The sequence below is a fragment of the Desulfosporosinus paludis genome (assembly GCF_045689965.1).
Lineage (GTDB): Bacteria > Bacillota > Desulfitobacteriia > Desulfitobacteriales > Desulfitobacteriaceae > Desulfosporosinus > Desulfosporosinus paludis.
On record NZ_CP144211.1, the window covers coordinates 2,042,967 to 2,064,665 of the forward strand.

The 21,699-nt window shown below is 43.4% G+C and carries 20 protein-coding genes and 2 pseudogenes; 4 read left to right on the top strand and 18 right to left on the bottom strand.

Annotated elements, in window-relative coordinates; translation table 11 throughout:
* Positions 1 to 12 precede the first annotated feature (12 nt).
* Entirely contained in the window at positions 13 to 1,146 is a 1,134-nt protein-coding gene (locus VZF35_RS10310) for an ABC transporter permease (RefSeq protein WP_407313339.1), read from the top strand.
* 101 nt (positions 1,147 to 1,247) lie between these two features.
* On the opposite strand, the gene VZF35_RS10315 is transcribed toward VZF35_RS10310, so the two are convergent.
* Together VZF35_RS10315 and VZF35_RS10320 are read right to left on the bottom strand one after the other, a co-directional pair.
* Complete coding sequence (locus VZF35_RS10315) at positions 1,248 to 2,168, bottom strand: cytochrome c biogenesis protein (RefSeq protein ID WP_407313341.1); 921 nt, start codon at positions 2,166 to 2,168, stop codon at positions 1,248 to 1,250.
* Positions 2,169 to 2,183: 15 nt separating this feature from the next.
* On the bottom strand, positions 2,184 to 2,366 hold the full coding sequence (locus VZF35_RS10320; protein WP_407313343.1) for a hypothetical protein: 183 nt from the start codon (positions 2,364 to 2,366) through the stop codon (positions 2,184 to 2,186).
* Positions 2,367 to 2,460: 94 nt separating this feature from the next.
* Between VZF35_RS10320 and VZF35_RS10325 the strand changes: the two genes are divergently transcribed.
* The 3 genes from VZF35_RS10325 to VZF35_RS10335 all read left to right on the top strand — a co-directional run bounded on the left by VZF35_RS10325 (position 2,461) and on the right by VZF35_RS10335 (position 5,378).
* Entirely contained in the window at positions 2,461 to 3,153 is a 693-nt protein-coding gene (locus VZF35_RS10325; RefSeq protein ID WP_407313345.1) for a response regulator transcription factor, read from the top strand.
* Position 3,154: 1 nt separating this feature from the next.
* A complete protein-coding gene (locus tag VZF35_RS10330; protein WP_407313347.1) occupies positions 3,155 to 4,537 on the top strand; it encodes a sensor histidine kinase in 1,383 nt (460 codons plus the stop codon).
* Positions 4,538 to 4,646: 109 nt separating this feature from the next.
* Positions 4,647 to 5,378, top strand: coding sequence for a precorrin-6A/cobalt-precorrin-6A reductase (locus tag VZF35_RS10335; RefSeq protein ID WP_407313349.1), 732 nt, complete (start codon positions 4,647 to 4,649; stop codon positions 5,376 to 5,378).
* A gap of 50 nt (positions 5,379 to 5,428) precedes the next feature.
* On the opposite strand, the gene VZF35_RS10340 is transcribed toward VZF35_RS10335, so the two are convergent.
* The 16 genes and pseudogenes from VZF35_RS10340 to VZF35_RS10415 all read right to left on the bottom strand — a co-directional run bounded on the left by VZF35_RS10340 (position 5,429) and on the right by VZF35_RS10415 (position 21,656).
* Complete coding sequence (locus VZF35_RS10340) at positions 5,429 to 5,710, bottom strand: SHOCT domain-containing protein (protein WP_407313351.1); 282 nt, start codon at positions 5,708 to 5,710, stop codon at positions 5,429 to 5,431.
* 75 nt (positions 5,711 to 5,785) lie between these two features.
* Positions 5,786 to 6,004: an SHOCT domain-containing protein gene (locus VZF35_RS10345; RefSeq protein ID WP_407313353.1), complete on the bottom strand. Its 219-nt coding sequence runs from the start codon at positions 6,002 to 6,004 to the stop codon at positions 5,786 to 5,788.
* Positions 6,005 to 6,043: 39 nt separating this feature from the next.
* Positions 6,044 to 6,361, bottom strand: a complete 318-nt coding sequence (locus tag VZF35_RS10350; RefSeq protein ID WP_407313355.1) for a hypothetical protein — start codon at positions 6,359 to 6,361, stop codon at positions 6,044 to 6,046.
* 384 nt (positions 6,362 to 6,745) lie between these two features.
* Positions 6,746 to 7,450: a gamma-glutamyl-gamma-aminobutyrate hydrolase family protein gene (locus VZF35_RS10355; RefSeq protein WP_407313357.1), complete on the bottom strand. Its 705-nt coding sequence runs from the start codon at positions 7,448 to 7,450 to the stop codon at positions 6,746 to 6,748.
* A 75-nt stretch (positions 7,451 to 7,525) separates the two neighbouring features.
* Entirely contained in the window at positions 7,526 to 7,876 is a 351-nt protein-coding gene (locus VZF35_RS10360; RefSeq protein ID WP_014825820.1) for a type II toxin-antitoxin system PemK/MazF family toxin, read from the bottom strand.
* Entirely contained in the window at positions 7,873 to 8,151 is a 279-nt protein-coding gene (locus tag VZF35_RS10365; RefSeq protein ID WP_407313359.1) for a CopG family ribbon-helix-helix protein, read from the bottom strand. The genes VZF35_RS10360 and VZF35_RS10365 overlap by 4 nt, the downstream gene beginning before the upstream one ends.
* A gap of 249 nt (positions 8,152 to 8,400) precedes the next feature.
* Positions 8,401 to 9,179: pseudogene (locus VZF35_RS10370) on the bottom strand (type 1 glutamine amidotransferase).
* The gene (locus VZF35_RS10375) at positions 9,176 to 10,582 is read right to left on the bottom strand and encodes a MurT ligase domain-containing protein (protein WP_407313361.1); all 1,407 of its coding nucleotides are present in this window, start codon (positions 10,580 to 10,582) and stop codon (positions 9,176 to 9,178) included. The pseudogene VZF35_RS10370 and the gene VZF35_RS10375 overlap by 4 nt, the downstream one beginning before the upstream one ends.
* A 162-nt stretch (positions 10,583 to 10,744) precedes the next feature.
* Positions 10,745 to 11,569: a nitroreductase family protein gene (locus tag VZF35_RS10380; protein WP_407313363.1), complete on the bottom strand. Its 825-nt coding sequence runs from the start codon at positions 11,567 to 11,569 to the stop codon at positions 10,745 to 10,747.
* 31 nt (positions 11,570 to 11,600) lie between these two features.
* On the bottom strand, positions 11,601 to 11,732 hold the full coding sequence (locus VZF35_RS10385; protein WP_407313365.1) for a hypothetical protein: 132 nt from the start codon (positions 11,730 to 11,732) through the stop codon (positions 11,601 to 11,603).
* Positions 11,733 to 11,887: 155 nt separating this feature from the next.
* Complete coding sequence (locus VZF35_RS10390; protein WP_407313367.1) at positions 11,888 to 12,037, bottom strand: hypothetical protein; 150 nt, start codon at positions 12,035 to 12,037, stop codon at positions 11,888 to 11,890.
* Between the two features lie 243 nt (positions 12,038 to 12,280).
* Positions 12,281 to 12,538, bottom strand: a complete 258-nt coding sequence (locus VZF35_RS10395) for a hypothetical protein (RefSeq protein WP_407313368.1) — start codon at positions 12,536 to 12,538, stop codon at positions 12,281 to 12,283.
* A gap of 92 nt (positions 12,539 to 12,630) precedes the next feature.
* The gene (locus VZF35_RS10400) at positions 12,631 to 13,872 is read right to left on the bottom strand and encodes an NAD(P)/FAD-dependent oxidoreductase (RefSeq protein ID WP_407314571.1); all 1,242 of its coding nucleotides are present in this window, start codon (positions 13,870 to 13,872) and stop codon (positions 12,631 to 12,633) included.
* Between the two features lie 150 nt (positions 13,873 to 14,022).
* Positions 14,023 to 15,504, bottom strand: coding sequence for a glutamate synthase subunit beta (locus VZF35_RS10405; protein WP_407313370.1), 1,482 nt, complete (start codon positions 15,502 to 15,504; stop codon positions 14,023 to 14,025).
* Between the two features lie 29 nt (positions 15,505 to 15,533).
* Positions 15,534 to 20,095 (bottom strand): annotated as a pseudogene (gltB, locus tag VZF35_RS10410) (glutamate synthase large subunit).
* Between the two features lie 352 nt (positions 20,096 to 20,447).
* Entirely contained in the window at positions 20,448 to 21,656 is a 1,209-nt protein-coding gene (locus tag VZF35_RS10415; RefSeq protein WP_407313372.1) for a Ger(x)C family spore germination protein, read from the bottom strand.
* Between the last annotated feature and the right edge of the window lie 43 nt (positions 21,657 to 21,699).

Genomic DNA, 21,699 nt, shown 5'->3' on the forward strand with positions numbered 1-21,699 from the left:
ATGGAGGGAGTCATGACTTTAACGAACATTGCCATCAAAAATTTGCTTCGCCGCAAAGGCAAAACCATTTTTTTATTGTTGACCTTCATCTTAGTTGTCAGTCTAACTGTCTCGTTGAATACATTGGCTAAAACTATGCAAGACGAATTAGCCAAAACTTTAGGCCAATATGGCGCCAACATCATAATTACTCCTAAATCTGAACATTTTACTCTAAGCTACGGGGGACTCTCTGTTCCTGGGGTGAATTACGAAATTGAACATCTGAATAAGGATCTTGTGTCGCAACTTTCTAGCGCTAAAGACCTTAGGATTACCGGAATTGCTCCTAAAATCATTGGTTCGGCTTCAGGCGTCAGTAAACATTATCTGATTATTGGCGTGGACTTCCCCACTGAACTTAAAATGAAGCCTTGGTGGCATATTCAAGGGCAAGCGCCCAAGGACGGACAGGTTATAATCGGTTCGAGTCTTGCACGACAAGATAACCTTGTGATTGGAAGCACTTTAAAACTTAACGGCCAGAGTTACCCCGTAGCAGGTGTCATGCAGGAAACGGGTGGGTCAGAAGACAACGGAGTATTTACCACGTTCAAGACATCTCGCGACCTGACTGGAATAGATGCTTGGTCCATGATCGAACTCAATGCATCTCAGCCGGATAAAACAGTTGCCCGCTTGAGTGAAATGTTCCCGGACGCCAAAGTATCTGAACTATCTCAATTAGTTCAAGGAACTCAGGAAAGTGTTGACCGGTTTTCAAACTTTTCTTTAATAACTTCCCTCCTGCTGGGAATAATCGGCATCTTAATCGTAGGTATCACAACGTCGGGGAACATCAATGATCGTATAACAGAAATAGGGGTCTTCCGAGCACTTGGTTTTCGTCGTTACCATATTCTGTCCATTCTAACCCGAGAAATCGTCTTAATTAGCCTTTCTGGCGGAGTCATCGGTTATCTTTTAGGTGAATTAATCCCCACACTTCTTGGCCCTGTAGTTTTCCAAAAAAGCGTTGCCTTTCAGTTTCATCCTTTAACAGCATTGGCTGCTCTTAGCACCTCAGTCTTAATCGGGATTCTTTCAGTACTTTTAAGGAAACGAGTCACCGAGATAGATCCTTTAGAAGCACTCTCTTATATCTAGGAATCTCTCTCTTCTTGATTCTTTTCAATTCCAGAGCGTAACGAAAAGAACGTTTAAAGTGAAACAAGGGGAAATTTATTCTTCCCCTTGTTAGCTGTATATTATCTGCCAGTTTGTCCAAGGAAGTATAATCCCAAGATTATGAGTATCCCGCCACTTATATAGGTAATATTGCGGCTCCACTTCAGAAAACGAGGCAGACTCTTCAACAAGGCTGTAAATGTACCTGCAATTATCAGGGGTAAGCCATGACCCAGCCCATAAATGAAGAGTAATAAAGCCCCAAACCATAGTACACCTTGTCCGGCTACATAAGTCATTAAAACTGCTAAGACAGGAGTTGCGCAAGGCGAAGCGACCAGGCCAAATAATAAACCCACTCCAAACGACCCTAGTGCTCCTCCTCTTTTCTCAGGCATAGTTTTCAGACCAGGCAACTCGATGTTAAGAACACCGATTAATTGCAGGCCCATGACAATTGCCAAAAAACCGATAATATAACGCCATGCAGGCCCGATCTGCCCAAAAACTTTACCCAGCAGTGCTGCAGTAATCCCCAATATTGAGAACGTAACAGCCAATCCTAGCACAAAAAAAGCAGAAGTGATAAAGCCTTTAGTTTTAGTAGGTTTTTCTAAACCCCCGATGTACCCCAACATAACCGGTAACATGGATAATATGCAGGGACTTAGGCTAGTGATCACTCCCCCCAAGAAGACTAGAACTAAGATCGACAGCCCACCTGAGGCCAAAGCATTCGGGATCGTTTCTTTAAAGAACACTTCATACCCGCTATAGGTTTTATTCCCTGAATTTATGGCATTTTCTAAGGTGGTTTTACTTTGAGGTCCAGTATTGTTGTAGGTAATTTGTCCCTGCCGGTCAAGGACGAAAAAAGCCGGGATATAGTAAATATTAAATTGTTGGATGAGAACCTGCCCTTCTTGGCTGTCAACGTCAACAATAATAAAGTTGATCTTCTCTTTATAATTCTTCTCTAGAGCCAGCACCACGGGCTCCATGCTCTTACAAGCAGGTCACCACTTGGCGTAAAACTCCAAAAAGATTGGTTTTCCCGATTTTTTCGCATCTTCAAAGGCAATTTGCGGACGATTTGCTGGGGTGAATTCCGTTGATCCACTGAATCTCGGTACCAATAAAGCCATCATCGACAAGACACTAACCAAGAGTAATATCAGGACTTTAACCTTTGTCTTCATAGTTCTCCCCCGAATTTCTCAATTGCTGAAAGCAATTGCTTCCTTGTATAATTATTATAATCATAAACGAGTTATCGAAAGGAGTTTGCCCCCTGTGAGAATTTTACTAGTAGATGATGAGAAAAAAATAACGACTGTACTCAAGGCCTATCTTCAACAGGAGGGGTTTCAAGTTAGCACCGCAGTAAACGGCCTTATTGCTCTAACCATGTTCAAGGAAAATCCCTTCGATCTACTAATTTTAGATTTAATGCTCCCAGGCATGTCGGGAACAGAAATTTGTACTGAGATTCGCAAAATATCCTCTGTGCCTATCATCATACTCACAGCTAAAATCGAAGAGGAGGACCGAATCCAAGGGTTAAGTATTGGGGCTGATGACTACATCACAAAACCTTTCAGCCCTCGTGAAGTAGTTGCCCGTGTCCGCGCTGTACTCCGGCGAACAAGCAGCGACACCGCACCTCTGGCGGACGTGGTCGCCTATGACAACGGCCTCACCATCGATAACATACAGCATGAGATTCGGCTTCATAATCAGGAAGTCTCTTTAACCCCAACCGAGTTCAAGATTCTTGGCGCTTTGGCGAAACACCCAGGGCGTGTGTACTCAAGAGGGCAGTTGGTGGAGATCGTTCAAGGCCACAACTTCGATGGGGACGACCGCGTGATTGATGCCCATATTAAAAAGATTCGTCAGAAAATCGAAACCACCTCTAGTGATCCTAAGATTATTATGACCGTTTATGGCATAGGCTACAAGTTCAATCCAAATTCGGGGGAATAAAATGCGTAAAAAACTATTTCTCTCTACCCTGATTATCACACTTATCACTCTGACTCTCAGTATAATTGCTGTAAATATTGTATTTCATCAGCAGTTCAGCGATTATCTCGCCAAGACCAATGAAACGGCCTTGGAACAGTTGCCTTCTCGCTTAAGTGCCCTTTATCTTAACAAAGGCACTTGGGACCCGGCCGTTCTGGGTGAGATCGCCGATTCCCTCCCAGTCGGTACAAGTGTAACATTGACAGATCCAAGTGGGAAGCTCATAGCTACACTAAACAACCCTATGGACGGCATGATGCACAATCAAGGCGGTATGGGGATGGGGATGGGGGGAACAATGTCATCTTCTCCCACAAACTGGAAAACAAAAAAGTTAACCGTATCTGGACCAGAGGGTACATTAGCCACCGCCCTCGTCCGCTACCCTGCGACCAGCCTGATTCTTAACCCCCAAGATGTTCTCTTCCAGTCCTCAGTCTTTTATTCTCTCCTCTTCGCCGGAGGATTAGCGCTGTTATTCGGAATAATCCTCAGCTATTTTACAAGTCGTCGTCTCGCTTCGCCTCTAAAACGCTTAACTCAAGCTGCCGGCCAAATTGGCCAAGGACACTTTGATGAGCGCGTTGTAATTCAAGCAAACGATGAAGTAGGACAATTAGCTAACGCCTTTAACGTGATGGTCGATAATCTCCATCACCAAGAAACCCTTCGCAAGCAGTTTACCGCTGATATTGTCCACGAACTACGCACTCCCTTAACCTCGATTAAAAGCTATATCGAAGCCTTCCAAGACAACGTCTTGCCGGCTGATCAAGAAAATCTTTCCTCCATCCACGAGGAAATTGATCGCTTAGTTGATCTCACCAGTGACCTGAAAGATTTAAATGTGGCGGAAATTGGTGCTTTAAAGCCTATCTCCGAGCCTGTGGACATAAAAAACCTTCTGGAAAAGGTGATTCATAGTCTCTATCCTCTGATCCAGGAAAAACAATTAACCTTGAATTGGAGCCCTCCTGCAGAACCCGTGACAATGTCAGGAGATGGGCGACTTTTGACCAGGCTCTTTTACAATCTTGTTCACAATGCCTATCGGTATTCAAATATTGGTGGGCAAGTAACGATTATGCTTACGTCAACCTCTGATTCTAGTGAAATCAGGATCAAAAATACCGGACTCGGCATCTCTGAAAAGGATCTTCCCTTTATATTTGAACGATTTTATCGGACCGACAAATCACGAACCCGCGAAACAGGAGGAATAGGAATTGGTCTCGCCTTGGTCAAGCAAATCGTAATTCTACACAAAGGCACCGTCGCTGCACGAAGCAAAATCGGACAGGAGACAGAGTTTATTGTTCAGCTTCCCAAAGAGCCAAACTAATTATGGCTACTATACAAACTTACTTCAATCATGATATTATCAATTGAAGGACGACCCGGTGCCCGCAGCTCAATTAGATATCTGGATTCAGCATGGAGGTCAACGATCAATGATTATTCTATTAGGGGAATCTGAGGCGGCACGTGAGCTTAGAATACAATTAAGAGCTAGAGGACTTGAGGTAATTCAAAGGCAGAGTTGGTCTGAAGAGACAGACATGTCGAACCCTTCATTAGTTATTGACGCTTGCCATCCCTCTACTAGTCTTAGATTGACCCCCTTACGGCGATATTGTGAGGATCGGAGGATTCCTTATATTCGATTGGAAAGGCCAGAAATCAAAGTTCCCTCAAGCCCCTTAATTTTTCCGGTTTACAATTGGGAAGAGGCGTTAATCCAAATTGGACAACGCGTTGACGTGTTACGTCAGCAAAAAGGTCGGCCGATTACGATGTTTATTACAACCGGAAGCCATCAGTTGCAGAGTATTGTTACAAGTTCCTTTGCCTCTTCCGTTCGTCTGGTTGTGCGTATTTTACCAGAAGGTCGCTTAGTTCAAAAATGCCATGAAATTGGCATTCATGCTCGAGATATCGTCGCTATGCAAGGTCCATTTTCTAAAGAAATCAATCGAGCCCTCTTTAAGTTTTATGGCGCAGATATTCTCTTAACCCGAGACAGCGGTCTTGCTGGGGGGACGGATACGAAAATTTCAGCGGCGCTAGAACTTGGCATAGAAATCGTACTTGTTAAAAAAGCCAAAACTAATACTGGGCTGACTGTTAACTGTCCCCAGGAATTATTAGATTGGATAGACCAAAACTTCCTGAATAACGTTTAAAGAGCAGTCGCTAACGTAAAGCAACTGCTCTTTTTAATCACCAAATATAACTATCGACTCTCTAAATCTTGTTTTCGGCTTTGATATTCAGCAGTATCTATCTCACCTCGCGCATAGCGCTCACGCAGGATATCTAAAGCAGCATTATGCCTGCTAAATTCTCCCGTATGAAGCCTTGACCCATTACGACGAAAGGCGTAAATTGCCAGTAAGATAATCCCGATCCCGAAGATAAGCGGCATAACGAACCCCATCATACCCATGCCGCCATAGCCGCCGTATCCATAACCATTTCCCCAGCCTCCGAACATATGTCCCCAACTACCCATCATGTAACATTCCTCCTTTTTCATTCAATCAAAGTTAGCAAATCTGTAAGTTTAATCTATAGTACAATCAGTAACCTATTATTTTTTTAGAGACACTAACTGTTTCTGCCCTGAGAGTTCTAGCTTCCTCTCCATGTACTCCTCGCGATTAATCTCACCACGTGCGTATCGTTCATCCAATATATCCAAGGGAATGTGCCCGTGAGCTAGGTGGCCTTTGAAGCATGATCCCCCGGAATGTGATGAATTAAAAGCGTAATAAGCGACAATGACTAAGATGATTAAAGCCAACATCATGTTTGATCTCTCCCATTTGTAATTTCTTTGCGAAACAGTTTATCTGCTCCAACCCATCATAGTATTGTTATCCAAAGTTCCAGTTCTCTTAACCTTCATCATAGTTCCATTCTGATTCATAAATTGATTCATTCTGGCAAGGTTATCTTGCCCATTCTGAGCTTTTACAACCGAGTCTGAATTCATGAATTCTTGCATCGTTTGGATACTCCCTGTTTGCATCGCGTTCTGCATCTCCGCTAGCCCTCCACTCTCTTGGCGTTGATTTGTTCCGGCCAAAACCGGCACAGCCATTAACCCTACAGCTAACGTTGCAGTTCCTAAGATTGCCGTAATTCTTTTGCTCAATTTCTTCATGGTATATCCTCCTCAAAATTCTTTTAGTTATTGTCTGCTCTTAATGATCTAAGTGTAACCCTCGGATACGATAATCTCATGAATGACCTGTGAATTTCTTATGAATCGAGGATATCTTTTATCTCATTCGTATTAAATGAGAATTTCGTCTTTGATTAAGTTGACAAGAACTTTACCATAGGCTAAACTAATGACGAGCTGACATTGAGATTGCGTCATAAAACGCAACCAAAAATGGGAAAACGCCTGCTATGGACCGACAAGTTTAATAATAAACTTGTTAGGCAGGTAGTTTTCAAAAAAAGGAAGAGGGAAAGCGTTGCTTTCCCTCTTCCTTTGATTCTATTTAAAGTATCGTGTTGGGTTTTCAGAACTTCTAAAGCCCTATCGACACGCTTCTACAAACCCGTGAAATAGCGCTCCGCTGTGCTGCTCTGTTTCCGTCATACTTTCAGGGTGCCACTGGACTCCAAGGCAAAACTTTGCGTTAAGTTTTTCAATCCCCTCAATGATACCATCCATCGCCATCGCGTTAGATTGGAAACCCGGGGGAACCTCTCGGACAGCTTGATGGTGGAGGCTATTGACTCCAATTTTCTTCTCACCAAGCAGCCTGAAAAGCAGTGATTTTTGGTCAATGTCAACCTTGTGCCAGGTATATTGCCGCGGCGCAGTTTGATTATGTTGAATTGCCTCTGGATGCTGGCTTGGAATATCCTGATAGATCTTCCCACCTGCGGAAATCGCTAAAACCTGTATTCCTCGGCATATTCCCAGGATAGGTAAATCCTTCCGCAAAGCAAGTTCACTTAGTAATAGTTCACCCAGATCCCTTTCAGGTATACAAGCCCCAATCCCTCGCAAAGGGTCTTCATTTAAGTAAGTAGGAGAAATGTCCCCTCCACCGGTTAACAACAAGCCATCCACAAGATCCAAAACTTCTATACCCTCATCACGGCTTTGAACTGGAGGCAAAACTATTGGAATTCCCCCCGCTTTTCTAATACTGTCAATATAAAAGGCCCGAGGGAATGTCTTTAATTCCTCAGTACAATGAGCCGCTGTTATTCCTATCACCGGTCTTCCCATCGTTCTTATCTCCTCCCTTTACAATACAAAAACAGCGTCGGTCATCGCCGCTACGCTGCCTCGTGTTCAAACATATTAAATATCAGCCAACCCTAGACTAATTTCAATGGCTTGGTCCACCCTAAGCATGACCTCTTCATCAAGAACCGTCACTTTTTCCTTAAGGCGACTTTTATCAATGGTCCGAATCTGTTCAGTAAGAATGACAGAATCTCGTTCTAAACCGCTGCGTCTCGCTCTTACTTCAACATGAGTAGGTAACTTTGCCTTGGCAATTTGTGATGTAATCGCAGCAATAATTGTGGTTGGACTGAATTGATTCCCTATGTCGTTTTGAATCACGAGGACCGGGCGTGTTCCTCCCTGTTCTGAGCCGACAACGGGGTTTAGCTCTGCATAATAAATTTCCCCGCGCTTTATGATCATCTCCGACACTCCACCATCGTTTCTTCATAGTACTCTAATACTTCTTGTTCCGTTGAAAACAGCTCCCTAGCTATTGATAGATTCAGCTGCGCCATTTCGATATACCCTTTACGCATTTGTTCATGAATTCCTTTTTTTCGACGTTCGTGAAGAATGCTGTTGAGTGCTTCTCGGATAAATTCGCTGCGGTTGCGTTTTTCTACTGTGACGATTCCGTCCACTTCCGCAAGCAAACTTTCCGGCAAACTGATCATAATCCGCTTACTCTCTGCCACATTAGCACCCCCAAGTCTTTTAGCCAAAGCTATACTCTATTATAGACAATAATACAAAAAAGTGTCAACGAACTTAAAGAGTAAATAAGCTAAATCACCTCGAAAATGGCTGTGTTTGGGCATGTAAATTATGGTAGCTTATGATGTTGCTTGATTTTTCGAGGAAAATTGTTGTTTCTAATGATAGTATGCCAGTATAGCACACTTGATATACTGATTTTTTGCGCAACATCGAAAATCGGATAGAATTTATGCTTGCTTCAGAAGTCTGGCTACCATGGCATCATGGGCAAGGTTTTCCAAGCGATCGTTCAATGCCATCAGACGGCTATTTAAACCTCGCCTTAAAAGCGCAAGTTCCAACAGTAAATCTGTAAGATGTGGATTCTTAGGCAAAAGAGGTCCATGCAAATACGTACCGAAGACATTGCGGTATCTAACCCCTTCCGCCTGATCCTGATCATTGTTGCCGTGACCAACTAAGACTTTGCCCAAAGGCTTAAGCCCTTCACCAAGTTGAGTTTTCCCTGAGTGGTTTTCAAAGCCGACCAAGGTTTTCAATTTCTGCCCAGGTTCTTCCGATAACGGGTTGTCTCTTCCAACGGATAGAGTGCTCCCGTACAGTTCTACAACAACATTTCCAATTAAACGTTTTGACCCGGCAATCGTGCAAAGATCTAAAATACCTAGCCCTGGAATCTTCTCCCCATTCGCCATCTGGTAATAGTTTCCTAACATTTGATAGCCGCCGCAGATGGCCAGAACTACAAGCCCATTTTCGATAGCCATCCTAAGCTCATTTTCTCGGCGCATTAGGTCTTGAACGAGCAAGCCCTGTTCGCGATCTGATCCTCCGCCAAGGAACAGTATATCCATTCCCATAAAATCCAGGTCTTCCCCTAAGGAAGCCTGTTGAATTTCAGGTTCAATCCCCCGCCATTGACAGCGGGCAGCCAAGGCTAAAATATTCCCCGGTCTCCATAAAGATCGAGCAAATCAGGATATAGATGACAAATCGTCAGCTTCACGTACTGGCCTCCTCTCTGCGTGTATTGTCTTTTACACTAGCCGAACCTATTACCTTCTTACGCTCTTCCAGAATGTCACGCAGTGGGAAAAGCAGCGTGTAGGTAGGTAAAATAAAAGCAGCTTCGCTCCCCTGGCGATCACTTTGCAATAAATTAAGTGCTGCAATTAAGGTATGTTCAATGAGAATTTTTTCTTCGGGAATTCCGGCATATTTAAGTCTTAAGGCCATGTCCTCTGCCCGAAGTCCAGAACAGACCACTTGCTGAATTCGTTCTGCGTGCGCTCCAAGACGTTCAAAGTTGACATCCCAAAGCCAAGAAATATCCCGCCCATCAGCAGCTAAATCATTAATTCCAATCAAGATACGCAGGGGTTTATCGCTACTAAGCATCGTTTGAATCACTTGATTAAACCCAGTTGGATTTTTAACTAGGGTTAGAGTAGCGTCGCCTTCAGAAAGGCAAAACCGCTCCATGCGTCCGGCCTGAGGCACAAACTCGCTCAACCCTTTTTCTATCAAATGGTCATCTACTCCAAGTTGACGGGCTGCTGTCAGAGCTGCTAACGCGTTATAAAGGTTATAATACCCTTGTATAGCGGTGGAAAAAGTGGTCCTACCAACGTGAAAGCGCAGCAACCCTTCTTCGGAAAGTACGTTCTGAGCCAAAACCTCGGGCTCCGGACGATGAAATCCGCATCCATTACAATAAAAAATCCCTAATTGCCCATAATGAAAAAGCTTATAATCGAGCTCATTACCACAAGCGGGACAAAACTTTGCCTCCCTTGTTTCATAACTTTCGTCTCGGCTATCGGGCGTCGACTCGACTCCATAAAAACAAGTTCGTGAATGAGTTGAACCAAATTGGGCAACTAAAGGATCATCCGCATTAAGTATAAGCATAGTCTCTTGTGAAAGAGACTTCCTGACCATACGTACCGTAGTATCCAACTCCCCATAACGGTCTAGTTGATCACGAAAAAAGTTGGTTACAATGGCCAAACTGGGAGTTACTTGTTCACAAAATTTGGGAACGGTGGCCTCATCAACTTCCAACAAAGCTAACCTTGTCCGTGATGACCCACTCCAGTGGGTATTTTGAATCAAGGCACCCGAAATACCCGTTACGAGATTTGCTCCTGCCTGATTAAACGCAAACGATTTCCCTGCCTTCCGCAAGATACTTGCTAGAAGATTCGCAGTCGTTGTTTTACCATTTGTGCCAGTGACCATCACGATTCCTTCCGTATAGCTCATACCTAAGTGTTTCATAATCTCTGGGTCAATCCATTGTGCTATTTTTCCGGGTAAGGTTGTCCCTTTTTTCCCGCTGACTTGTAAACCAACCGTGATGAGCTTACCTACCCATAAGGCAACCCAAAAACGCCATGTTCGTTTCATAGCTACTCCTTTAATTATTATCTTTTCATTGTAGCACGCTCATTAGTATTATCAACCAAAAATGCACAGAGTTAAACGAGTTTTGATGAGTTTCTTACCTTCCAAAGAGAACTCTCCAAAGAGAAACCTCTTGAACCTGATAAGATTCAAGAGGTAAACTCTTTACTGCCAAGTAACTAAGGGCGCGTTTCGCTTAGGGCGGCGATAGTATTTATGCTGCGGATATCCGAGCATCACGGCACCAAAACATCGATGTCCTTCCGGCAGACCCAAAGCTTCGCGCAGCGGCGGAAATACATTAGCAGCTGATGTGAGATAGCCTGCCCAGCACGTTCCTAAACCTTTAGAAGCAGCATATAGTTCCAGATACGTTAAAGCGATCACACAGTCAGCATGGGCTGTGGGCAGATCAGCCTGGGAATGCACCATAACCAAGTGTGGTGCCCCGCGCAGTATGGGGTCTTCCCCTTTTTCCCAAGCCAAAGCTAAGTTCTCCATGCCTTTCGCAATATCCGAATCTGAGATCTTTTGAGCTATTAATTTAGCCCAGTCGATTACTAAAGGCACGAGCTCCTTGACCTTGTCAGGATTCTCAAAGACCGTCCAGTACACCTGTTGTTTGTTATGCCCTGTGGGAGCGTAAGAACCCAAACCAACAAGTTCTTCCAAGATTTCGTGGCTAACCACATCCTGCTTGTACCTGCGAATAGAACGCCTAGCTGTCAAGAATTCCTTGATGCTTTCAGAATTCGGCAATAAATCCTTTTGAATCAGAGGAGCCTCTTCAATACTCTGATTGTTGAGAATTAAAGCGCCATGGGGACACACAGCCACACAGTGCCCGCATTGAAGACAGCTTTCCTCGGCCCTATCAAGAAGGCTAGGAAATGAGTTCTTATCCAAAAATTTTATAATTCTAGCCGGACATTCTTTGGCACAGATACCATCTTGTTTGCATTTTGCTTGATCAACTGTAAAAATGCTCACCTTTTCATCTTCCTTTCTCAAATGGTCTTCATTAAGCAATGAATTCTAGAACTTCTTTCGATATTCCTTCTAAATCATCCTTTATTTCTAAGACGCTCGAGCTATGCGCGTTAGATGCGTATAATGCTGCTAATAAATTCAGCAGCCTTAACCGGCTGCTCATTGTTCTATCCCCTATTTCGCTTTTTGCAGTTCCAAATTAGTAAGTCTTAGGGCATTTTCTAAAAGTGAAAATCTTTCTTTTTCGGAACGCCTTATTGAGGTGAATTGTCTAATCGTTTTCTTCGCGGTGAGCTTTTTGACCTTCGGCTAAAAGCTCTACATTTTTACTAGTCTTTTTATATCTCGGCTCATTTCGCCCATCATAGTTTTCATTCTTTCCTGATATTTTTCCATTTCATCAAGTCGTTTATCGAAACGTTCGTTCATTTTGTTAAGTAGTTCTATGATTGCAGCTTCACTTTCCAAACATCGTTCCCCTTCTGCATAATCATCATACCAAATGAACTACGCTTGTTCTCCTTATTCTATCATGTTTAATGGAGTGCTCAAAAACTTCCTTCTGAAGCAATTCATCCGTAATATAAATTCAAAATAAAAAACTTGGTGGTACCTGAAGTACTATCTTGACACTTGTTGGTTTTGGCGTAGGCAGGCGCCTAGTTGCTCATCTATAATTAAGAACATTGTTTTTGAATATGCGTAAGTTTTTTAGAACGCTTTAAAACCATTAATGCTCTGATTAACAAACATATCCAACAGCGGACCAATTGCAAAGCTAAGAAAAAGCCGAAATCCCTCAGCTAGCACTAGAGTCACGCCAAAACGCAAAAGAAGCCGTCCAAAACGAGACGTTGAGCGACGTAATATGCCATCGTAATCCAAGACACCAGCAGCACCCCAGCCGAGTATCAGGCAGAGCATGAAAAAAGCGTAACTCATCCAAGTTGTCAGATCCAATGAGGCCATGGCACTTCCCCCTTTGCCAGAACTTATGTCCCCGCTAAGGGTTTTATGCTAAAGTTGCACTTTTTCTGCAAAACATTAATTTTACCCTAGCATTACTGTTCTTGCCTATAACCCTGAAGAATATTAGCATAGTTAAAATCTTCTTTGAACAAGTCTTGCTGAAAGTCTCGCACATCTATTTCTTTTTCCATAAGACTAGCCAAGTTTCCAGCACAATCGACCTTATTTAAGACAAGATAACCTACAATCTGCCCCTCACGTAAGACTACTTTGCGGTAGCCCTCTGAGGACGTATCGATCAGCTCAGTGAACCCTTCCCCTTTGGGCTTGACAATTCCCGAAGTAATTATCGGAAGATCGAAGAAACCAATAGAAACCATGGCGAAACTGCCTCCATACGACTGAGCCTTTCCTGCCATATTCATGCCGGCGTTGAACCCTTGTTTATAAGTATTAGGTATAACAGGCAATACTCGACGTTCCCGATAAAGAGAATCGTACACTTCGGCGACATCTCCTGCAGCATAAACATCAGCAACGCTCGTAGCCATATGTTCATCGACGAGAATCCCACGGTTCAATTTAATTTCCGTCGTTTCGGCCAGATCAACATTCGGACTTATCCCGATAGTGATCACAACTTGCTCGCAATCTAAGGTAATCCCATCTTGCAAACACACTCCAGAAACGGCTCCCTTCTTAGCAAATATCTCTGTCACTGTCGTATTCAAGCAGAACTTAACTCCATGGTTCTCCAAAGTTTTTTGAACTAATGCTGCAGCTGTTTCATCTAAAATTGCGCTCAATACCTGGTTGTTGATTTCAACAACAGTAACCTCAACCCCACATTTGATCAAAGCCTCTACAGCCTTCAAACCATTAACGCCTGCACCCATAACGATAACACGGCTTCCCGTTTTAAGCACTTTTTCCAATCCAAGGACATCATCCCATTTTATAAAAGTGTGAACGCCCTTAAAATCTCGACCAGGTATTAGAGGAACAATCGGCTTTCCACCAGTCGCTAACATTAAACGATCATAGGGGATAGTTTCTCCAGATTCCAGGACTAGCATTTTTTCTTCCAGTCTCAAAGCACTGACTCTTTCGCCGAGTCTTGGGATGATGTCCAAACGTTCATAATAATCTTTGGAGCGGTAATACATTTTAGCTTCTGGAATTTTTCCTGAGAGATAGTAAGACATTAGGGGACGCGAATAGGTACGATGGGGCTCATCCGAAATTAATGTAATCGTACCTTGAGTGTCAACACTGCGAATCCCTTCAACCGTTCCGATCGCCGCCGTAGAATTACCCACGATAACATAATTCATCACATAGTTACCTCCTCAAAGACCCATCCATGAAGGGCATGTTGTTGAGTCTTGATTTTCAATACTATTTGGAAATCTGTGAATTTATGAACAATTGGATTTAAAAAAATCCCCTCAAACAATTACGCCTGAGGGATAGTATCGTTTCTATTAAATCACGCTTTTACCCATGAGGTATTTATCAACTTCCCTCGCCGCAAGCTTTCCTTCCTGGATAGCCCAGACGATAAGGCTTTGCCCTCTTCTCATGTCGCCTGCAGTAAATACCTTCTCGACATTGGTCTCAAAAACCTCATAATCAGCTTTGACATTACTTCTGGAATCTCTCTCCAACTTAAGCTCATTGGGTATCGTATCTTCCGGGCCCAAAAAGCCCATGGCAAGCAGCACAAGGTCGGCTTCCCAAACTTTTTCACTCCCTGGAACCTCCTGGGGAACCATCCTCCCTGAAGCATTCTTAACCCAAGTAATTTCTACAGTATGAACTTCCTTAACCTCACCGTTCTCATTTCCAACAATTTTTTTAGTAGATATGAGGTAATTTCTGGGGTCTTTTCCATAGAGACTGATTGCCTCTTCCTGACCATAGTCGACTTTAAGCTTTATCGGCCATTCCGGCCAGGGGTTAGATTCTTCTCTTCTTTTTTCTGGTGGTTCAGGCATTATTTCGAACTGCTGGACGCTTTTACAGCCATGACGTATGGATGTAGCGACACAGTCTGTCCCTGTATCCCCTCCGCCAATGATAATGACATTCTTGTCCTTTGCGTTAATATAATTGCCATCTTTAAGATCGGAATCGAGAAGGCTTTTAGTATTGGCCTTCAGGAAATCCACCGCAAAGTAAACCCCCTTAAGTTCCTTTCCTTCAACATCAAGTCCCCTTGCCTTGGCTGCACCAGCACACAGGACAACTGCATCATACTGATCAACCAGATCCTGAGCACGAATGTCTTTGCCTATTTCGGTATCCAGAACAAATTGGATTCCAGAGGCCTCCATTAACTTGATACGTCTTTCAACAATTCGTTTTTCAAGCTTCATGTTAGGAATACCGTACATCATCAATCCGCCAGGTCTGTCGTTTCTTTCATACACTGTCACGTCATGCCCAACTGCATTCAAATAATAAGCTGCTGACATCCCTGATGGGCCAGAACCGACAATCGCGATTTTCTTCCCTGTCTTTTTGGCCTTTTTCGGCAGGACCCAGCCTTCGGCAAAGGCCTTCTCAATAATTTCATATTCAAGACTGTTAACTGTTACAGATTCCATAATATAACCTTCTGTACAGGCGCCTTCACATGGCGCAGGGCAGACTCTTGACGTGAATTCTGGGAAAGGGCTGGTTCTGGACAGCCTTTTGTAAGCTTCCTCCCATTGTCCTTTATAAACTAGCTCATTCCACTCAGGAATAAGATTATGAAGAGGACATCCTGAGGCCATTCCATTTAACAGCACCCCGCCCTGGCAGAAAGGAACCCCGCAGTTCATGCACCTCGCACCCTGAATTTTTATAACCTCAGGGTCCTGAGGGAGCTTTAGTTCATCCCAGTCCTTAATTCTGTCTTCTGGAGATCGTTTCTTCGGATTTATTCTTTCATACTCTAAAAATCCAGTTGCTTTTCCCATTGTTAAGTCCCACCTTAATCCTTTGTCCTTTAATTTTTAAAATGCTCTTCGAACGCGACCATCAAGGCCTCTTCACCGCTTAAGCCCGCCTTATGAGCCCTATCAATGTTTTCAAGCATACGTTTGTAATCTTTAGGTATTACTTTGGTGAATCTTACCGAATAACTTGTCCAGTCATCAAGAATCCTCTTGCCTTGTGGACTGCCGGTATGCTCAACATGTTTTTCAATCATACCCTTGATTTCATTCATTTCCTCATTAGATTCAATTTTTTCCAACGACACCATCGACTTATTGCAGTATATATCGTCGAAGTCTAAGATATACGCAACTCCGCCTGACATTCCTGCTGCAAAGTTTCTTCCTGTTTTGCCCAAGACAACTACTTTACCGCCCGTCATATATTCACAGCCATGGTCACCTACACCCTCAACTACCGCCTTAGCTCCGCTGTTTCTCACACAGAACCGTTCTCCGGCAATCCCATTGATATAGGCTTCTCCAGAGGTTGCACCGTAGAAGGCCACGTTTCCAATGAGGATATTTTTCTCAGGCTCGTAATCAGAAGTTCTGGGGGATACACGGCAATTTTACCGCCGGAAAGTCCCTTTCCTAAATAATCGTTGGCATCTCCTTCCAGCTCAAGAGACATCCCTCGGGGAATAAATGCTCCAAAGCTTTGTCCGGCTGAGCCTACAAACGTAAGCTTGATTGTGTCCTCAGGAAGCCCGTTTTCACCGTATCTCCTGGAGATTTCGCTACCGACGATGGTTCCCACAACCCGATCAACATTATTAATCTTTAGTTTGGCCCGGATAGACTTCTGGTTCTCCAAGGCTGGTTTGCACATTCTGAGGAGTTTTTTAATATCGAGGGATTTCTCCAGCATATGGTTCTGGGACTGGGCGTTAAATCGACCGACATCGGCACCTGCATAGGGCTGATAGAGAATTTGGGATAGATCAAGATTAGAAGCTTTCCAATTTTTTATGGTTTCTTTAGTCTTCAGTCTGTCTGTCCGTCCAACCATTTCATCTACAGTCCTGAATCCCAGTTTCGCCATAATTTCACGCATTTCTTGAGCCACAAAACGCATGAAGTTCTCAACAAATTCGGGTTTCCCCGTAAAGTTTTTCCTTAAATTTTTATCTTGAGTTGCTATTCCTACCGGACAGGTGTTCAGGTTACAAACCCTCATCATGACACATCCAATAGCAATAAGAGGGGTTGTGGCAAATCCGTATTCCTCAGCACCAAGCATAGCTGCAATAACTACATCTCTGCCCGAAAGCAGCTTTCCGTCGGTTTCAACAATCACTCTATCTCTTAGCTTGTTGAGAACCAAGGTCTGATGAGTCTCGGCAAGCCCAAGCTCCCAAGGAAGGCCTGCATTTTTAATACTTGTTCTCGGAGATGCCCCGGTTCCGCCATCGTAACCGCTAATCAGAATAACGTCCGCTTTTCCTTTTGCTACCCCGGCAGCAATGGTTCCGACACCCACTTCAGAAACAAGCTTGACGCTGATCCTAGCTTCCTTGTTAGCATTCTTCAGGTCGTGAATAAGCTCTGCCAAATCTTCAATCGAATAGATATCATGATGCGGCGGCGGCGATATAAGGTCGACACCTGGCGTTGAGTGCCTAACTTTGGCTATTTCCGGATAAACTTTACGTCCTGGGAGTTGACCGCCTTCACCGGGCTTTGCTCCCTGAGCCATTTTTATTTGAATTTCTTTGGCATTTACAAGATAGTTGCTGGTCACACCAAAACGTCCTGAGGCAACCTGCTTAATAGCGCTGTTCTTGGTGTCACCGTTATCCATGATCGTAAACCGTTCCGTGTCCTCTCCGCCTTCACCAGTATTGCTCTTACCGCCCAGCCTATTCATGGCAATCGCTAAGCATTCATGAGCTTCTTTGCTGATGGAACCGTAAGACATTGCCCCGGTCTTAAATCTTCGGACAATGGAATCAATGGATTCCACTTCTTCAACAGGGATTGTATCCCCTGTATTTACTTTAAAATCAAGAAGGTTCCTTAACGTATAGACTACTTCTTCATTAATCTTTTTAGAAAACTCTTTATATAGAGAGTAATTTCCTTCTCGGCAGGCTTTCTGAAGCATATAGATGGTTTCGGGATTATAGAGGTGGATTTCCCCCTCATCCTTGCACTGGAAGTACCCGCCAACTTCTAGGGTGTCCGTATACGGCGAATTTTCAAGATAAGCACTTTCATGACGCATTTGATTTTCGATCGCTATTTCTTCGAGCCCTATCCCTTCCACTCTGGAAGGTGTCATCGTAAAATACTTCTCGATAAGATCTTTTCTCAGACCTACTGCCTCGAAGATTTGAGATCCGTGGTAGCTTCGCATGGTCGAAATACCCATCTTAGTGAGTACTTTTAGAATACCTTTCACAGAAGCTTTAATAAAGTTCTTTTTGGCCTCTTCATAAGTCAGACCGTCCAAAAGTCCTTTTTCCGAGAGATCCATCAGAGTTTCGTAGGCAAGATAAGGATTGATCGCTGTAACACCATAACCGATGAGAGTACAGAAATGATGAACTTCCCTGGGTTCTCCAGATTCCAGGACGATACCGATATTGGTTCTGATCTCTTTCCTAATCATATGATGATGAAGTCCAGAGGAAGCTAAGAGAGCGGGGATAGGCGCCAGCTCTTCATTGACTCCTCGGTCCGAGAGGATAATGATATTAGCACCTTCGCTGATCGCTTGGTCCGCATTTCGGAAAACTTTGTCCAGAGCCCTTTCCATAGCTTTTTGTCCTTCGGAAACTTTATAGAGTATGGATAGGGTAACTGCTTTTAATTTGTTATTATTGAGATGTTTAATCCTATTTAACTGTTCATTGGTTAAGATCGGATGCTCCAAGGAAAGACTGGCAGAGTTTCTCTGATCTGGATCCAGCAAGTTTCCGGTATCCCCAAGAAGGATGGTGCTGGACGTAATAATTTCTTCTCTTATACCGTCGATCGGGGGATTGGTTACTTGAGCAAACAGTTGTTTGAAATAAAGATAGAGCATCTGGGGTTTCTCGGATAACACTGCTAAGGGTGAATCCATACCCATGGCTCCAACCGGATCTACACCTTGTATCGCCATAGGCTGAATAGTTTTGGTGATATCTTCAAAGGTATAGCCGAAGGCTTTCTGCTGCTTGATCAAGTCTTTTGTTACGTTTTCTTCTTTTATTTGCTCGGCCGGCAGGTCGCTGAGATTCACGATATGTCGTTTATTCCATTCAGCATACTGGTGTAATTTCGATACACTTTGCTTGATTTCTTCATCAGAGATAATTCTCTTCGCTTCGGTATCGATCAGAAGCATTTTGCCCGGTTCCAGCCGGCCTTTATATTTTACATTTTCAGGCTTAATATCAATGACTCCAACTTCCGAAGCCAAAACAACCTTGTCATCTTTTGTTACATAATAACGAGAGGGCCGAAGTCCATTTCTATCCAGTACTCCACCGATAACCACACCATCTGTGAAGGCCATAGCCGCTGGTCCATCCCAAGGTTCCATTAAAAAGTCATTAAACCGATAAAAATCCTTTTTTTCCCTAGACATTAACTCATTTTTTTCCCAAGGCTCAGGAATCATCATCATCACAGCGTGAGGGAGTGATCTCCCCGTGAGGTGAAGAAATTCCAGACTGTTATCAAACATTGCCGAGTCACTGCCAGATTCATCGACAATAGGAAATACTTTAGAAAGGTCATCAAAGAGGGGTGAGTCGATACATTTCTGTCTCGCCTTCATCCAATTGACGTTTCCTCTGATTGTATTAATTTCGCCGTTGTGAACGAGATATCGGTTGGGATGTGCTCTCTCCCAGCTCGGGAAGGTGTTGGTGCTAAACCTTGAATGGACCATCGCAAGTGCTGAGGCAAAATCAAGGTCTGCTAGGTCAAGGTAGAAATTTCTAAGCTGTTCTGCCGTGAGCATTCCTTTATAGACGATAGTCTTTGCAGAAAGGCTGGAGATATAGAATGTGCCGCCCTTGTCCTCACACATCGGAGCAATAATTTTTTCTGCTCGTTTTCTGATAATATAAAGCTTACGTTCGAAATCCATTCCGTTCGATACGCCGGCATCTTTTTCAATAAAAACCTGGACAAACCTGGGCATTACGGCCTTGGCGCCCTCGCCGATGGTCGTCATATCGATAGGAACTTCTCTCCAACCTAAGATTCTCTGCCCTTCCTCCTGAACAATTTTCTCGAAGGTTTCCATCTGAGTTTTTCTGAAATCCTCATACTTATGGGCAAATACCATCCCTACGCCATAGCTGCCTTTTTCAGGCAAATCAAAGCCCAGTACTTCACATTCCCTTTTGAAAAACTCATGGGGAATCTGGATCATTATTCCGGCACCGTCGCCTGTATTTTCATCGGCTCCGCTTGCCCCTCTGTGGCTCAAGTTTTCCAATACTGTTAAGGCTTCATCTATTATGGCATGGGACTTTTCCCCTTTAATATTAACAACAAACCCCATACCGCATGCATCATGTTCTAATGCTGGATCGTAAAGACCCTGTTTTTTTGGTAAACCATAATTCTGCATAATACCCACCCTTTATTGGACTTCAGTTTTGTATGATGGAATTGTAACATAAATTTTTGCAACGAATAACTAATTTTATAAAAAAATAATGTATTCTTTAACCTTTTTCGCCATCCTACCTCATCTTCCCTTTACATAATATTATTTATTGATAGACTGTCATCGGCAAAGTGTTATCTCTTCATTCATTAATGCTCTCATCCTGGAACATCTTTAAAATAACTCATCAAGGAAAGAAAAGTCTCCTTACTGAGTGTAATTTAAATTCTAACATATTCACGAGTCTATAATACCAGAAAGTCTAAATGTATTATGTATTTTTTTACAAAGCCCACTTCGACAAGTTGGGCTGCTACTTCTTCAGCTCTAACCTTTGCCCAAGTCTGCCTGTATTTTCAATGCTAGCTTTAACTTGAACATCTACATTGGCATCTACAAAAGTTTCCCTCCAATGTGATTTTATCTCTTTCCAATCTTTAGGGCTATAGCGATGTAAGTCTTCCGAAAAACCCAAACAATCCGATTCATATCCCCGAACGGTTTCTATGGTGTTCATAACTATTTGTTCAATTTGCTCTGAAATAGCCTGCTCTACCTGGTCGATTTCGCCGGGGGACAGATCGATTCCATTATCTTCGGCAACACTGCCTTTAACTTCAAGCGTTACATTAACATTTAGTTTGTTATCAATCAACGTTGTTTTAATTTTGGGCTTTGATTTTTGTACTAAAAATCCGAACCACTTGTCATTTCTCTTTACCCGAATAATGACATTCCCTGCGGTGATTTTTTCCGTGATCAGATTATAACCCATCGTTTCCTCTTTGTTTAGCCAACCAACCAACTTGGCATCTTTAAATACCCCTAACCCTTCAACTAATAAAGCTTTAGGAGGTCCTGCCGGTTCTTCACCTCTTTTTTCTTGGGGGGTAATCAACCTAACTTCCGGGGCTACCGGGTCTCTGTCCGTACTTAATAGATTAGTGGTAAAATTCATAAGCTTAACCCCTTCAGCGATACCGGTGCTGCGGGCTGTACCTTGAGCTAATTCCTTTAAATCTCTCGATACGGAAATCTCTGCCTCTGGCTCTGCTTCAAACAGACGACTTGCATTTCCTTTAGTGACCATGATAAAAGAGCCCGGACGTTGCTCCCTAAGTCGATTCAGATAATCGATGATAGTCAATAAATCTTCTTTTGCGGCTCTTTCTCCAATAATAACCGAGTTGGCATCTGCAAAAAAAGAATCCCGGGGAGACCTTTTCGTGAAATCCTGGATTGCTTCAGAAATCGTTAACCCCTTACCCCTCCACACGATTTCCTCTTTCGCAGGTTTCTCTCCTCCGCCTCCTCCGCTTCCGCTCACCGTTCCATCCCCTGCACCCGACGGCATCAAAAATGCAGATATTTGCCATTTATCCGTCCCATCCTCATCAGTGATTCTGTCGAACCCTAGAACCGTGATAATTGCCATATTGTTGCTGTCCCTTTGATCCCAGCACCCAATACAAAGTACCTGAAGAACTATAGCCAGCAAACCAATCTTAACGAAGAGTTTCAACCTTTTAAATCCCTCCAAGTGCTTTTTTTATAACCTCCTCCAC